The organism is Caballeronia sp. SEWSISQ10-4 2 (assembly GCF_030464885.1).
In the GTDB taxonomy this organism is placed as follows: Bacteria; Pseudomonadota; Gammaproteobacteria; order Burkholderiales; family Burkholderiaceae; genus Caballeronia.
This window is the reverse complement of the sequence record NZ_JALPRJ010000003.1, coordinates 136,846-151,228: the sequence shown is the minus strand read 5'-3', so window position 1 is coordinate 151,228 and position 14,383 is coordinate 136,846. Positions and strand designations below refer to the sequence as shown.

The 14,383-nt window shown below is 57.6% G+C and carries 10 protein-coding genes and 3 pseudogenes; 10 read left to right on the top strand and 3 right to left on the bottom strand.

Annotated features, from left to right (window positions below; all coding sequences use genetic code 11):
• Positions 1–296 precede the first annotated feature (296 nt).
• From M0D69_RS03345 to M0D69_RS03320, 6 genes and pseudogenes are all read left to right on the top strand, one after another.
• Positions 297–611, top strand: a complete 315-nt coding sequence (locus M0D69_RS03345; RefSeq protein WP_301780653.1) for a MaoC family dehydratase N-terminal domain-containing protein — start codon at positions 297–299, stop codon at positions 609–611.
• Positions 612–807: 196 nt separating this feature from the next.
• Positions 808–966 carry a hypothetical protein gene (locus tag M0D69_RS03340; RefSeq protein WP_301780652.1) on the top strand — a complete coding sequence of 53 codons (159 nt, stop codon included), beginning with the start codon at positions 808–810 and terminating at the stop codon, positions 964–966.
• Between the two features lie 227 nt (positions 967–1,193).
• Positions 1,194–1,373: pseudogene (locus tag M0D69_RS03335) on the top strand (electron transfer flavoprotein subunit alpha/FixB family protein); the annotation flags it as partial.
• A gap of 453 nt (positions 1,374–1,826) precedes the next feature.
• The gene (locus M0D69_RS03330; protein ID WP_301780651.1) at positions 1,827–2,816 is read left to right on the top strand and encodes a zinc-dependent alcohol dehydrogenase family protein; all 990 of its coding nucleotides are present in this window, start codon (positions 1,827–1,829) and stop codon (positions 2,814–2,816) included.
• Between the two features lie 169 nt (positions 2,817–2,985).
• Positions 2,986–3,633: a glutathione S-transferase gene (locus M0D69_RS03325; protein WP_301780650.1), complete on the top strand. Its 648-nt coding sequence runs from the start codon at positions 2,986–2,988 to the stop codon at positions 3,631–3,633.
• A gap of 91 nt (positions 3,634–3,724) precedes the next feature.
• The gene (locus M0D69_RS03320; protein WP_301780649.1) at positions 3,725–4,714 is read left to right on the top strand and encodes a zinc-dependent alcohol dehydrogenase family protein; all 990 of its coding nucleotides are present in this window, start codon (positions 3,725–3,727) and stop codon (positions 4,712–4,714) included.
• A 216-nt stretch (positions 4,715–4,930) separates the two neighbouring features.
• Here the strand turns inward: M0D69_RS03320 and M0D69_RS03315 are convergent, their stop codons facing one another.
• Complete coding sequence (locus tag M0D69_RS03315; protein ID WP_301780648.1) at positions 4,931–5,137, bottom strand: hypothetical protein; 207 nt, start codon at positions 5,135–5,137, stop codon at positions 4,931–4,933.
• 1,147 nt (positions 5,138–6,284) lie between these two features.
• Between M0D69_RS03315 and M0D69_RS03310 the strand changes: the two genes are divergently transcribed.
• Entirely contained in the window at positions 6,285–8,234 is a 1,950-nt protein-coding gene (locus M0D69_RS03310; protein WP_301780647.1) for an AMP-binding protein, read from the top strand.
• Between the two features lie 96 nt (positions 8,235–8,330).
• Here M0D69_RS03310 and M0D69_RS03305 read toward each other — a convergent pair.
• A pseudogene (locus tag M0D69_RS03305) lies at positions 8,331–8,558 on the bottom strand (DDE-type integrase/transposase/recombinase); the annotation flags it as partial.
• Between the two features lie 67 nt (positions 8,559–8,625).
• On the opposite strand from M0D69_RS03305, the gene M0D69_RS03300 reads away from it, so the two are divergent.
• A complete protein-coding gene (locus M0D69_RS03300; protein WP_301780646.1) occupies positions 8,626–8,847 on the top strand; it encodes a hypothetical protein in 222 nt (73 codons plus the stop codon).
• A gap of 527 nt (positions 8,848–9,374) precedes the next feature.
• The gene (locus M0D69_RS03295; protein WP_301780645.1) at positions 9,375–9,563 is read left to right on the top strand and encodes a hypothetical protein; all 189 of its coding nucleotides are present in this window, start codon (positions 9,375–9,377) and stop codon (positions 9,561–9,563) included.
• 15 nt (positions 9,564–9,578) lie between these two features.
• Here the strand turns inward: M0D69_RS03295 and M0D69_RS03290 are convergent, their stop codons facing one another.
• The gene (locus tag M0D69_RS03290) at positions 9,579–11,075 is read right to left on the bottom strand and encodes an IS5 family transposase (RefSeq protein WP_301780644.1); all 1,497 of its coding nucleotides are present in this window, start codon (positions 11,073–11,075) and stop codon (positions 9,579–9,581) included.
• A gap of 128 nt (positions 11,076–11,203) precedes the next feature.
• Here M0D69_RS03290 and M0D69_RS03285 point away from each other — a divergent pair.
• Positions 11,204–14,224, top strand: a pseudogene (locus tag M0D69_RS03285) (EAL domain-containing protein); the annotation flags it as partial.
• Between the last annotated feature and the right edge of the window lie 159 nt (positions 14,225–14,383).

The window sequence follows — 14,383 nt, the reverse complement described above, 5'->3', positions numbered from 1 at the left end:
ACGGCAATTCGACTCTCGACCTTCATCTCCGCGAGGTTATACAAACTCAGCGAGTAGGCGACGGACTACCGCTCGCACAGCAACATCATGTCGAGGGCGTAATGTGGGTGGTTAGGCATGTATGCTACAGCCGCTTCGAGGAAGCGGCGGCGTTGCTGTTCCAATGGCCCTCCAAGATCAATGCTTGACCGGTCATCATGACCATCAGCTGCCACAACTTCTGGCCGTTCGAGGACATCGAGCAGCATTACACGGCCCCGTGATGCAATCCTGTACGGCCTCGGCATAGGTATGGCTTGCTTCCGCTCGACCCGGACGAAAGAGCGTTCGTCTACGAGAAGCATCTGCGCGTGCCGCCGACATTTGCCGTCGTGCTTGGTTATCCGGGCTTCTGGGTCAGGGATCCCCGCAGCGGGATCGACTGGGTCCGCATGCTGCACAGCGAGCAGACGTTGCACATTCACAAACCGTTGACTTCCGCGGTGACCGTAATCGGCCGTTCGCGCGTGGCGCGCACTGTCGACAAGGGGCCGGGCAAGGGCGCGCTCGTGTTGATCGAGCGCAAGGTGGCCGACAAGGGGGCAGCGTCGTACGGTTCCGGTCCAGCGTGATCTATCGCAGCGTGGTCGTGCTCAACAACGGTTACGCGGAACTGTGCGAAAGCACGGATCGATCCCATCTTTCGCTGAAGATAAACCGAAACCGCCGATGCGATCTGATATCGCATACAGCCTACCCCATTGTATCTTCGTGCGCGGCAAGGAATTACCCGAAGAGTAGCTTGGGCACAAGAATTTCGGCGATTTCGTGCTCCTGCAGCTCACCGGCAAGGGCACGACGCCGAAGCAGTTGGCCGTGTTCAACGCGATTCTCATCATGCTCGTCGAACATCCGAGGCAGCTCGATGCCACGCTTCAGCCCTCGCAAGGAGCGACGTCGAGCGTAAGTGGGCGGCGACACGCGTGATGGAAGCCGAGGACAGGCGCGGGCGCGGTGACGGCCATGGATGGCAAGATGGTCGATATGTCGGTCATTCTGAAGGAGCAGGGGATCCTCTGGACGCGATGACGCTCGAACGGGTTCGATGGATGGCCCGTTGACACAGATGTGCAAACGCTGGTCGAGAAGCTATAGAACTTAGGCACGGTGTTTTAAGCAGAACGCGGAGACAGACGAAATGACGAATTTTGTAATTGGCAGAACACGACAACACGTCGATCAAGGCCGCGACGCTGAACACGATCGCAACAGCGCAGAAGATCGGTAGCGGCATTCACGTGCTCGTGGCGGGTTACAACACACAAGCAGCTGCGGATGCAGTAGGGAGGATTGCAGGCGTGAACAAGGCGTTGCTCGCTGACGCGCCGCTGATCGGCTGCCGATTCTGAATGGTTGCTGTGTTGAGACATCCATGAACTGTTCTCCTCACCTGCGCGTCAATTTTAATATTTACCCACACCACGATGGTGGGCACTGTTGACATTCGCGGTCTGCGTCGTCATGATCTATGGAACGATGGTGATCGTCATCGATATGCGCTTGCAGCTTAAGGCAACCTAACGGTTATCGAATTGTTCGTTGATAGCAGCCGAGCGTAGATCTAACCAGCGATGTATCGATAGTCAAAAAGCTTCGAGCTCACGGCCTGGTGTTGTCTCGCCACGCGATGGTGTTGGTCCATCACTACTCTCCTTATCGAAACGGAACCGTTTGCGCCCGTTTATCCCGCAGATTCGTGCATCTCGCATCAGAGCGTGAAAACTGCGTAGGTCATCGTTTGTCGATTTCTGCGCAAGTCAGTATCTCATTCCATCCAGGAGCATCTAATGTCACGCACCATCAAATTCGCGAAGGCCGGCGGCCCTGAAGTCCTCGAATTCATCGACGAGCAAGTGGCCGCACCGGCACCACATGAAGTACGAATCAAGGTCAAGGCAATCGGGTTGAACCGCGCAGATGTGATGTGGCGCAACGATGCGTACATCGAACCGGTGAAGTTCCCGGCGGGACTCGGTTACGAGATCGCCGGCGTCATTGATGCAGTGGGCGAGGAGGTCACGGGACTCGTGGTGGGCGACGAGGTGAGCACGATCCCGGCGTTTTCAATGAACAAATACGCCGCCTACGGCGAAGTAGTGCTCATGCCGGATAACGTCGTCGTAAAGCATCCGAAGTCGCTCTCGTTCACCGATGCCGCGTCGATCTGGATGATGTATCTGACAGCTTACGGTGCGCTGATTGCAGATGCCCAGGTGACTAAAGGCGACTTCGTTATCATTCCGGCTGCATCCAGCAGTGTTGGCCTTGCTGCCATTCAACTCGCTAACTACGCTGGGGCGACGCCCATTGCATTCACGCGTACGTCGGCGAAACGGGATCGACTTATCGAGGCCGGGGCGGCCCATGTCATTGCCACAGAAGAGGATGACATGTTGCAAGAAGTGATGCGTATCACTGACGGTAAGGGTGCACGTGTCATCTTTGACCCAGTGGGTGGTCCAAACTTCCCCAAACTGATTGAGGCATTGGCTCATCGGGGCATCGCTTACCTATACGGCTTGCTTGACGAAGGTGAAACCCCGATACCGATCCTGAAGCTGCTTCGCAAGTTGCCAACGATCAAGGTTTACAGCCTTTCTGCCGTTGTCGCTGACGAAGCGCGGCGGAAAGTAGCCGTGGATTACATCCTTAAAGGTCTTGCTAGCGGTGCGCTCAAGCCTGTCATCGATCGGACGTTCAAGTTTGACGAGATGGTGGAAGTGCATCGCTATCTCGAGGGCAACAGCCAGTTCGGGAAAATCGTTGTAACGGTGTAGGCGAGCGCATGGTCACTGGCGGGTCGACGAAATGCTCCGGTTTACGACTGTCGCGCTCGCCAATGTTTGCAACCCGACGGTTTAACAAAGGCGAACAACGCTTCTGTACATCGGAAATTCGATTGAACCGCGTCATCCGAGTAATAGCGGATCCAAAGGAGAATTCAAAATGACAACCGCCGCGCCTGTGCTGTATGAATACAAGGGCTCGCCGAACGCGCGCCGTGTGCGTATCTTTGTCGCGGAGAAGGGACTAGATATCCAGACGAAGCCTGTGGACCTCGGTGCCAAAGAGCAGTTCTCGGACGCCTTTCGCGCAATTAATCCGCGCAGCCAGGTGCCGGCTTTGGCACTTTCCGACGGTTCCGTCATCGCAGAAGTGCCCGCTATCTGGCGCTATCTGGAGGAAGCGTATCCACAGATGCCATTGCTCGGCACGACGACCACGTCGAAGGCGCTCGTCACGATGTGGGAGCGGCGCGCGGAACTGGACGGTTTCGCGCCGGTGATGGAAGGCGTGCGCAACGCGGCCGCCGGGTTGAAAGGCCGCGCGCTGTCGGGTCCGCACGCTTATGATCAGATTCCCGAACTGACTGAGCGAAGCAAACAACGTGTGATCAACTTCTTCGCGGACTTCAACGAGCGGTTGGGAACGGTGCGATACGTCGCTGGGGCCGAATTCTCAGCGGCGGACATCACGACGCTGGTAACGGTCGACTTCGCGACCAACGCGTTGAAGATGCCGATACCGGCAGAACTCACCGCGTTTCAGCGATGGTACGACGTGGTATCCGCCAGGCCCAGTGCCGCCGCTTAACGCCTTGTGCCGGCGCGCCAGCACCTTGGCAGCCGTCGAAACCGTCCGAGTCGAGCGGTGCCCGTCTCGCCGGTCAAACCTGGAGATTGTGATGTTGCGCACCATTAAGTTTGCCGAAGCGGGCGGCCCTGAAGTCCTGGAATTCGTCGAGACAGCAGTGCCCGCTCCCGGTCCAGCCGAAGTCCGCATCAACGTCAAGGCCATCGGAATAAACCGCGCCGACTCGATGTGGCGCAAAGACGTGTACATGGAACCGGTCAAATTTCCGGCGGGTCTCGGATACGAGGCTGCAGGCTTCGTCGATGCCGTCGGCTCTGACGTGACCGGTTTAGCGGTGGGTGACGAGGTCAGCGTGATTCCGTCGTTCTCGTTGAATCAGTACTTCACATATGGCGAAGTCATCACCGTACCGGATTACGCTGTTGTGAAGCACCCGAAGTTACTTTCGCTCGTGCAAGCGGCGTCGGTCTGGATGATGTTCTTGACAGCTTACGGCGTGCTTATCGAGGACGCCGAGGTGGGTAAAGGTGATTTCGTCCTCATTCCCGCTGCCTCAAGCAGCGTGGGGCTCGCGGCAATTCAAATCGCCAATTATGCCGGCGCTACCTCCATCGCACTAACACGCACGTCAGCTAAGGCGAAGCAATTGCTCGATGCCGGCGCCGCGCACGTGATCGTAACAGATGAAGTTGATCTGGTGGAACAAGTGATGCACATCACCGATGGCAAGGGGGCACGCGTCGCCTTCGACGCGGTCGGCGGCCCGAACTTCCCGAAGTTGGTCTCGGCGCTGGCCGTCCAGGGCACCGTGTACATTTATGGCGCGCTCGCCGAGGGCGAGACTCCGTTACCCGTGATGGCGATGATCGCCAAAACTCCGGTTATTAAGGGGTACAACATCTGGCTGACGGTGGGTGACGAAACACGCCGGAAGGCTGCGGTGGACTACGTCCTGAAGGGCCTCCAAAGCGGCGCGCTCAAACCGGTGATCGATAGCACGTTCGCGTTCGATGAGATGGTGAAAGTGCATCACTACCTCGAGAGCAACAGCCAGTTCGGGAAAATCGTCGTAACGGTGTAAGCCAAAGCGCCCCAGACAATTGCGACCACTCCCGATTGCTAGCTGTTCTGGACGAGCAATCACTGAGTCTCAGCTTATGGAGCTAGCAAGGTCCACGCTTTCTTTCAACGGTTACGATCGGTTCGATCTCAATTGAGCATCATCCTACGGTGCCACCATTGACCAGGCCGCGCACCAATTTCGACGACAGCCTGTGCGACATAAACCAGCCTTTCCTTAGTGCTTGCCGCCGAAGCACGCGTGAGCGGCCTCTGCGGGCGACAGCCCGACTTTAAAGTAGCCCCGCAGACGGCCCACGGTCGCGGTATCTGGATGATAGGAAGTACCTATAAATTCTGCCTTGACCGCTTCCTCATACCAGGCAATCGCCCACGTTTCCAGTTCCCGCAGGTCTTCGGGGGCGAGGTATTTTGACTCATCCATCAGAGTGATCCCAGGTAGTTTTCTGAACGCGTTCGCTGATGTTCGGGCTGCCGATGTTGCATTCACCCGGCACTTGCGTAGACGCGTATTGTCCGGTGCCTTGTCTCAGGAGGGCCCGCGCGCCACGTATCGTCAGCGTGCTGGAAAGAGTAAAGCGCAACCGAGCCTTCCCGCCGCAGTGCCAACTTTCCGCGATTTGCCGGCCCCTCGTGCTCGCTACCGTCATCGAACCGGTATGCCGTCATATACGACTCCGTGCTGCATTCATCCAAGTTCGATTCGACGACGAATGGGTTGCTGATCACATGCGTAACCCGTAGCGCAGCCGGCCGGTCATGCATTGTCGCGAGCGAGGGCATCATGACCGGTCGCCGACTGCCCCTGACGATGCCAGCGCAGGCCACTGCTGGTCACTGCGAGTGGTCCGTCATGGTCGGAGCGGTCAAGGCAACGGTAAAAGCGGTGCTGTGTCTGCGTCAGCACGGGAGGGTGGCGATACCCTCTGAAATTAGCAATCGTGCTGTCGCTTGATCAACGCCGCTCCGGTGACTACCGCTACCTCTTGTTGGTGAGATATTGAATCTGCATTTTGCCCTCTTGGGAAAGCATTTGATATGAAGCGCGCTACGTGTTCCATGCAAGAAGTCTCCCGAACTAACGGAGCGGACTGTCTATGGAAACCATTCTACGAACTTAGGCAGGAGGTGGGTGTCCCGTAACGCAGAACAAGTTGTTTCCGAATCGAAAATATCCAGAACGGTTGTTCAGACGAAGAGGACGAGACGATATGTGAAATCCGGTCCTCCAAGTCAGATCGTTTCAACGACTACCGTTTCCATCCAGGGAACAGTGTGTTTCTGTTTGATCACCGCCATCTTGTTTCCGGATCACCCTAAAATAAGTCCACGTTTTATTTTAAAAGCAAGCATTCACGAATCATTCGGAAACCACAACATATGCGAAGAAGCACGATGACACGACTAGTCGTGACAACGTCGGATGGATGGAGCTTGCCGTCAGCGCTCGGTTCGAGGTCCGCACGATCGGCTCTTGAGCATGCTGGCGAACACCAAGGACACTCGTGCCCGCCCGCTCGGAAAGCGGTCGAGGGCTATTGTCAGTTCAAGGAAATTGTGCAGGAGACGCTATGAAGTACACCGAAATTCGAGAAGATTGGAAGACTGACGCGCCTGCCTTCTGGGCAAATGCGGCCAAGTACGTGACTTGGATGGATGGATGGAACGACGTGCTTGAGGAGCAGCCGGGACACCGCTTCTCGTGGTTCGATGGTGCATTCACCAATGCGAGCTATAACTGTCTTGACCGGCATGTCGAGACAGGCCGTGGCGAGCAAGTCGCGATCGCATACGAAAGTCCGGTGACCGGTGTTGCGCAGACGATCACATACGCTGAGCTCACTGATCAAGTAGGGAAATTCGCATGTGTGTTGGAAAGCCAGGGGGTGGGCTTTGGCGATATTGTTGTTATCTATATGCCCGTCATTCCGCAAGCGATCATTGCCATGCTAGCCTGCGCCCGAATCGGGGCAACGCACTGCGTCGTGTTCGGAGGGTTCGCCGCCAAAGAGCTGGCCACGCGGTTGAGCGATACTCGTCCGAAGGCAATCGTCACGGCGTCGTGCGGGTTTGAAAGCAAGCGCCGCATACCGTACAAGGAGACGGTCGACGAAGCGGCCGAACTCGCGGCGTGGGAAGGGCCAGTCATCCTGTACCAACGCGAGACCGCAACTGTCGCGCCGAAACCTGAGGATATCGACTGGGATGCGGCCATGCGCGACGCACACCCGTCAAGCGCGGTTTCCGTTCCGTCAGGTCACCCACTCTATATTCTGCACACTTCCGGCACCACCGGCGCCCCCAAGGGTATCGTACGGGACACTGGCGGCTACATGACATCGCTCATCTGGTCGATGAACAACATCTACCGGTGCCTGCCAGGTGACGTTTTCTGGGCAGCCTCGGACATCGGATGGGTGGTTGGCCATTCGTACATGGTCTATGGCCCCCTTCTCAACGGATGTACCACTGTACTGTACGAAGGGAAACCGGTCGGCACACCCGACCCGGCATCGTTCTGGCGTGTCGTCGCCAAGCACAGGGTCAATGTTCTGTTCACTGCGCCGACGGCTCTGCGTGCGATAAGGAAAGAAGATCCAGACGGCAAGTTCCTGTGGGAGCCTTGCATGGACAAGCGCGTGTGGCATCACGACGTCAGCTGTTTGAGGTCGGTCTTTCTTGCAGGAGAGCGCTGTGACACACCGACAGTGAAGTGGGCGGAAGATCTGCTGGGCGTACCGGCCATCGATCATTGGTGGCAGACCGAGAGCGGTTGGGCGATTGCCGCTTCAACAGTGGAAGAGGATGCGGGGGAGGAAAGACGTCGAGGATCGGCGGGTCGCGCGATGCCTGGGTGGGACGTGTGTTGTATCGACGACGATGGGAATGAGGTTCCTGCGGGCGTCTCCGGTAATATCGTTTGCGGACTGCCTTTGCCCCCGGGTGTCATGACGACCATCTGGAAGGCTCATTCACGTTACGAAAGCTCTTACTTCAAGCGATTCCCAGGTTGGTACGATACGGGCGACGCCGGATACATTGACGCGGATGGTTTCATCTATGTCATGGGACGTACAGACGACGTCATTAACGTTGCAGGTCACCGTTTTTCGACGGGTGCGATCGAGGAAGTCGTTGCGAGGCTTTCTCCGGTAGCTGAGTGCGCCGTCGTGGGTATGTCCCATCCGCTCAAGGGGCAGGTACCCGTGGTCTTCATGGTCCTCAAGGACCAGGCAAACATTGATTCTGCAGAGGCCGAGTCCAGAGCAATGCAGGCCGTACGGGAGCATGTCGGCGCAGTGACAGCCGTACAGGCCGCATTCGTGGTTAACCGATTGCCGAAGACGCGCTCGGGAAAAATCCTCAGGCGGTCGCTCCTCCAAATTGTTGACGGGAAAACCATATCAATTCCGCCCACAATCGACGATCCCGAAGTGCTGTCTGAGATTGAGCAGCTCCTGCGCGCGCGAGGGATAAAAGGCGAATCGTTATTCGATGAGGCGTATCTCCCGTCCGCGTAACGCTGCTCGACGACACACGACACATGGACAGCGATATCCGGGGTTCCGGTGCAAATGTGTGAGCCGGTTAAGAAGTTCCATATAGGTATGGATACCTTATCGAACGGACAAGACCGCATTCCATGCGGCAGGTGAAGCGGTATCCTTGATGCCGAGCTTCGCGAGATCGAACTGGCCCTTGCGAATTCGATGCATTATCTCGATGTCTGAAATCGTAATCGCGGCGCTCCTGAACCGTTTAAAACCGAGCATCACATTCGTTCTGGATTTGATGTGGCGATGGTCCCGCTCGATCACGTTGTTTAGATATTTCGACGATCGTACCCCCGTGTTCTCGATCATCGCTGACCTGCGGCGCCGGCGCCTGCAACGACCGTAGCACCCCGATCGCGTGCATCACCGCCCTGGCCCGCTCGATACGTTCGGCCGCAGGATGCTCGAACAGCATGGCGAGATATTTGCGGTGAAGGCTGCGAGCCACGTCGACCAGTTGGCGACGGATGCATCCCAGGATGCCACGCGCGGACTGTCCCTCGCTCACGCTCCCGGGCAAGTAACGCTTGATCGTTTCACGCGTAGGCTGGCCGACATACCAGGCGCGCAGCGCGGCTAGTGAGTCTGCATCGCGAAAGCCGTCCGGTGTCGGGACAGAATCGGAGGGGCACGCGAGGCGCGTTTTCATGAAGGCGAGTTTGGCCGGAAATCATGGCACTGAAGATAAGAAAAATTATCTTGATAGTAGGGAGTTTGGCGAAATAAGAACGACGAAGAACACACCGCAGCAACTCGATGTCGACTGATCGAGGATGCGCTGCAACAACGCGGCGGCAGCGGTTCTACTGAGGGGTTGACGACGAGCGCATTCAGCCGCTGTGAACGAGCCAGACCCCAAAGGCGACGGAATGTTTCAAGCGGAGCGTCCCGCACCAAAGCGATAACACGCGCACCTCCAGGGTGAAGAGTAAGCGAATGCTCAAGTAATCGGAAGACGCGCCGATATGACATGAGTAGGCGTGTCGTTGTCATCCAACTGTCATACGTTCGGGGCTCGTCACCGAATGCGCCTCCAACGCTTGGCCAGTACTGGCCAAGCGCCGACAGGATCGCGGCTCATCGTCGCCAACGATCGATCGTCCAACATTGAACTGGCTGCACACCATGAAGCGGACCCTATTTTTCCGGTTGCTGGCTCGCCTTCAAGTCGGCCGTAAACTTCTGCTCATCTATCTGCTTGACTTGAGTGCGGTCGTCTTTATCAGCGGCATTTTGATTCATGAGAAGTACATTGCCATCGATTTCTCCAACAAGGAAATCGTCGGAAATAATTAGTCGGCCCTGCAAAATTCAGTTTGCTTGATGCACGACGCCGATGGCGCATTTTGTCGGATCGGCAAGGCTAAGCGGCCGGAAGCGTTCCCGGTGCGCAAGTAGCGGATGCGACGGGACTTTGACGATCCAATGGAGCCAGACGAGGATAAAAAAGATGGGCCGCAGACCCAGGCGAACAATCGCACGCAACAGCCAGCGCAGGTTGTAGCCCGTGGCGCACAGCACGGCATGCAGCGCATCGCCGGTTTGCCCTTTGAGCCAGCAACGACGCATACCGTGGTCGTGCTTCACATGGCCTATGATCGGTTCGATCGCCTGCCGTCGCTTGAGCCAGCGGCGCTGCGTGCTGGTCAGCGTCCTGTGTTTTCCGCGATGAATCAAGTGTACTGATGATACCTCCGAGTCGACGCCACGAAACCCGAGATCGACCAATACGGTCTTGGGCTGCGGTGTACCGGGCAGGTCCTGCAACAGAATGGAGCTCTGTTCGAGTTGCTCGGCCAGCGTATGGCCGTCATAGGGGTTGCCGGGGAATGCCCGGGCACCGACGATCAACCCTTGTTTCTCCGTGATCGCGAGGCTCACCTTGACGCCGAACTCGTAGGGCTGGCGCGCCTTTCCTTTCCCAATGCATTCAACTTCAGGCGCATGCAGTGCGTAGAGTTTGTTCTTGTCCTTTGGACGTTGGCGGCAAATGCGCCAGGCCCGCTCAAGCCAGACGCGCAGTTGTGCCTGCCGTTCGTCCGAAGCCCCGGAGAGCTTGCGTTCGATATCGCGCAGCAACCGTCCCAAGATTGTGCGCTGACGTTTGAGTACACGACGCAGGCGCTTGAACTGCTTCGCATGGGCATAGCCGCCTGCGCGGCGCCGCAGCCGCTTGCCTTCACGCTCGTAAGTTTGCTTCAACGCCAACCCGGCGCGCTGCGCCAACTTCACGAGTCTGGCCCGCGTCACCTCAAGCAGACGGCTGTCGGTCGGATACGCAATCGCCTTCTCTTGAACCGTGGTGTCGACAATCACGCGCTCGAATTCGACGGGCGTCACCGCCTTCATCCGCACCGCAGCCGCGATCGTCGCCGCAAGTAACTCCTCGACACCGGCTTCGCCCAGCGCCTGTCGAAAGCGCACCAGGTTGGTCGGGTCACACGGCAGGCGCGGCTGAAAATACTCCTCGCCGCAAAAGAACTGGAAATACACGTCCTGCGCCCAGCGCTCGCACACCGTTTCGTCACTTTCGTTGTAGGCGTGCTTCAGGTACAGCAGACCCACCATTAGCCGCATAGGCAGGCGCGGACGTCCAGCCGCACTGACGCCACCGGCAAGTTCCAGCGAGTTCGAGCCAAACAGGTCAACCGCCTCGCTTACCCGCCCATCGCGTGAGCGTCGCTCGAACAGGGGAGAAAGTGTCGTTTCGATTGAAGCCCACGACATCTTCGTTGCCAACACGGCAAGCGGGTGACGCAGATCAATCATCGCGTCCAGACGGCTACAAAAAAAATCAGGCGTGCTCATTGGCGACCACTCCGAAACTCCCAGAATCTTTATCAGATCGATATTCGTTCTGGGAGTTCTCTTACTCGCCAACTAACCGCATCGCCAAGTTAGACGGGGCCTTACGCACTTCTGCAAGGCTGACTAATTACATCCGAACGGTGCGCGGTGTACTAGTCGATGTGGCGCTGCTGGGCGCGGGTCGACGCTTGCCGACGTCGACGCTGCGAGACGATGCAGAGAACCTCGCCAAGGCCGAGCGGGAATACGGCGCGACCATGCAAAGTGCCGCGCTTAACGAACGTGTGCGCGGCGAACTCGAAGCGCTCGCGCAACAGCCAATCACGACGTCCGCTTCGGTTGTCAGCGCACTCAACGCGTGCCGAGAACTCGTCACGCGCATAGGCAATCAGTCAAACCTCATTCTCGACCCCGACCTCGACAGCTATTATTCGATGTCTTTGTTGATCCTTCGCTATCCGGCCCTGCTCGACGCAATCAATCGCATCGGCCAGCAGTTGCACAACGGGCAGATATCACCGTCAAAAACCGAGGAGATGCGCACGCGTTATCTTGTTCTTGAAGGGCAGCTCGACAGCGTCGTGCAAGGACTGAGGTCTGACGCCACCGAGGCGACTTCGGCCAACAATGTGTTGACTGTTTCGCTTATACCGTCGATCACGCGGATGCTCGCGGCCATTGAAACGTATCGCGATGTAGCGCGCCATTTCGTCGGTAGCGGCGCGTCGGTCGACCGGTTGACGCTAGACAACGCCGCAGCGGCGCAGCAAGCGGTGATTGACTGCGTGCAGGATACCTGGCGTAGGACCGGCTCGGACCTCGACGGCCTCCTGCGCGCGCGGATACACGGCCTGTTCGCCAAAATGTGGTTGCATCTCGGCACTGCGTTGTTTTTGCTTTGTTCAATCCTCGTATTGGTGTACTTCGTGGCGCAGCAAATCTCGCGCCCTCTTCGTCACTTGGCGCGCGTGATGGACACCGTTCGGCGAACGGGTGATCACTCGTTGCGTGCAACCTGGAACAGCCAGGATGAAATCGGGAAACTTGTCACGGGGTTCAACGAGATGCTCGAGCAACTCGACCGCGAGCGCGATGTACAGAAGGAACTGGCCGCAACCGCGCGAGCGTCGGCTGCTCAATACGCCTTGGTTGAAGCGACCCCGGTGCCTATGATGGTGACAGCCATACCCGGTCATGAAATTCTGCATGCTAACGGGCCCGCGCTTTCCTGGCTAAACGACATCGAGTCCGATCCGTTTGCGCGCGGTCTGGACTCCGCCGTACGCGCCCGCTTTTTCCAGCAGCTTTCGGATCTCGACGCCGTGGATGAGTTCGAGGTGCGCTGGAGAGCAGTGGCAGAGCCGACGTGGGTGATGTTATCCGCCCGACGGTTGACGTTCCAAGGGCGGGATGCGGTTCTCACCGCATTCACGCCGATCAACCAGCTCAAGCTAATGGAGCAGCGCCTGGAACTCTGGGCGAAGGTATTCGAGGCCTCGTCCGAAGCGATTTTAATCCTCGACCACCAGCACCGCCTGCTGAGCGCGAACGCAGCATTCTATCGCGCGACTGGTTATGCGGCTGACGACGTGACGGGCAAGCAAGCCGACTTCGTTTCGGCTCAGCACTTGGGTGAAGGCGCAATCGCGAGCATTGCGGCGGCGGTCGACCGCACGAGCAACTGGCGCGGCGAGGCTCACGTGAAGCTGGCACGCGGCGGCGAATATCCCGCATGGCTGATCGTCAGCGCAGTGCGAGATAGGGGCGGAAATGTCTCGCATTACATCTGTACATTGATCGACGTGACCGAGCGCAAGCGCAGCGAAGCCCGCATCCAGTTCCTTGCCGAACATGACGTGCTTACCGAGCTTCCGAACCGGGCACTGTTTGCGAAACGTCTCGGCGGCGAACTGAACAAAGCAAGAGACGGCGAAGCCTGCGTCGCGGTGCTGTTCATCGATCTCGATCGCTTCAAAAACATCAACGATTCACTGGGCCATCATGTCGGCGATGCCTTGCTTCGGTCCGTTTCGCGCCGACTGCTCGCGGCAGTTCGCTCCGGAGATACGGTCAGCCGGTTGGGTGGCGACGAGTTCACCGTTATTCTTGGCGGTGTGGGCGATGCAGCGGATGCGGCCCGAGTCATTGATGAAAGGATCATTTCGCTCCTGCGCGAACCGCATCGGATTGGTGGAATGACGCTGCAGGTTTCATGCAGCATAGGCGTCGCCATGTACCCGACCGATGGGCAAGACATTGGCATGCTGATGCAGAACGCCGATGTGGCGATGTATCAGGCCAAGGCTGCCGGAGGCAGCCTCGTCAAATTCTTTTCACCGGAAATGGCCGCGCATGCGCGGATGCGACTCTCGCTGGAAACCAGCCTGCGTTGCGCGATCGAGCGAAACGAACTCAGCCTGGCGTTTCAGCCCTGTCTCGACGCACGGACCGGTGCGCTAGTGAGCGTCGAGGCATTGCTGCGATGGAACAATCCCGATCTCGGATGTGTCGCTCCATCTCGGTTCATTCCCATTGCAGAAGAAACGGGTCTCATCATTCCGATCGGCGCATGGGTGATCGATGAAACTTGCCGCCAGATGGCCTTGTGGCGCAATGAAGACATGATCGACATCCAAGTGTCGATCAATATATCAGCTGTCCAGTTGCGCGGCACAGAAGTGGTGACTATCCTCAGCGAAAGCCTTGCCAGGCATGACATACCAGCTTCAATGCTCGAACTCGAGATTACAGAGACGGTATTGATGGACAGCGCCGAGAATTACCTTGAGCCTATCAAGTTGCTGCGGGCTTTGGGCGTCAAGCTCTCACTCGACGATTTTGGCACAGGCTATTCAAGCCTCAGCTACCTGAATCGCTTTCCGCTCGACCGCCTCAAAATCGACCGCGCCTTTGTTCACGACATGCTTGATACGCCAGCTGATCTGGCCATCATTAAGGCGATCATCGAACTTGGCCACGAGCTGGGATTGCGCGTAGTCGCTGAAGGCGTCGAGAGCGAACGCGAGGCGCAGATTCTGCGAAGCATTGGATGCGACGAACTGCAGGGCTATCTATTCTCCAAGCCCCTTGAGCCATCCCAGCTCCGGTTTTGGGCCAACGAGCAGATGGTCGCGCGAATTGAAGCATAAACTCCTGACGGTAGAGGGTCATCTCCTCGGGAGGCGGATACAGATTTCGTTCGACGCAGTGTTTCGGGTGCTAGGAGAGAAAAGTTATCCGGCTGAGCACCTCGCCGGTGATCCAGCTGTTATCTCGGAGCGTTTGCTCGGGCGAAGCATAAATCGCAC

Coding starts and splice junctions, on each gene's coding strand:
- M0D69_RS03315 (WP_301780648.1), bottom strand. CDS start 5,137: ATGGATGAGTCAAAATACCTCGCCCCCGAAGACCTGCGGGAACTGGAA.
- M0D69_RS03320 (WP_301780649.1), top strand. CDS start 3,725: ATGTTGCGCACCATTAAGTTTGCCGAAGCGGGCGGCCCTGAAGTCCTG.
- M0D69_RS03330 (WP_301780651.1), top strand. CDS start 1,827: ATGTCACGCACCATCAAATTCGCGAAGGCCGGCGGCCCTGAAGTCCTC.
- M0D69_RS03290 (WP_301780644.1), bottom strand. CDS start 11,075: ATGAGCACGCCTGATTTTTTTTGTAGCCGTCTGGACGCGATGATTGAT.
- M0D69_RS03310 (WP_301780647.1), top strand. CDS start 6,285: ATGAAGTACACCGAAATTCGAGAAGATTGGAAGACTGACGCGCCTGCC.
- M0D69_RS03325 (WP_301780650.1), top strand. CDS start 2,986: ATGACAACCGCCGCGCCTGTGCTGTATGAATACAAGGGCTCGCCGAAC.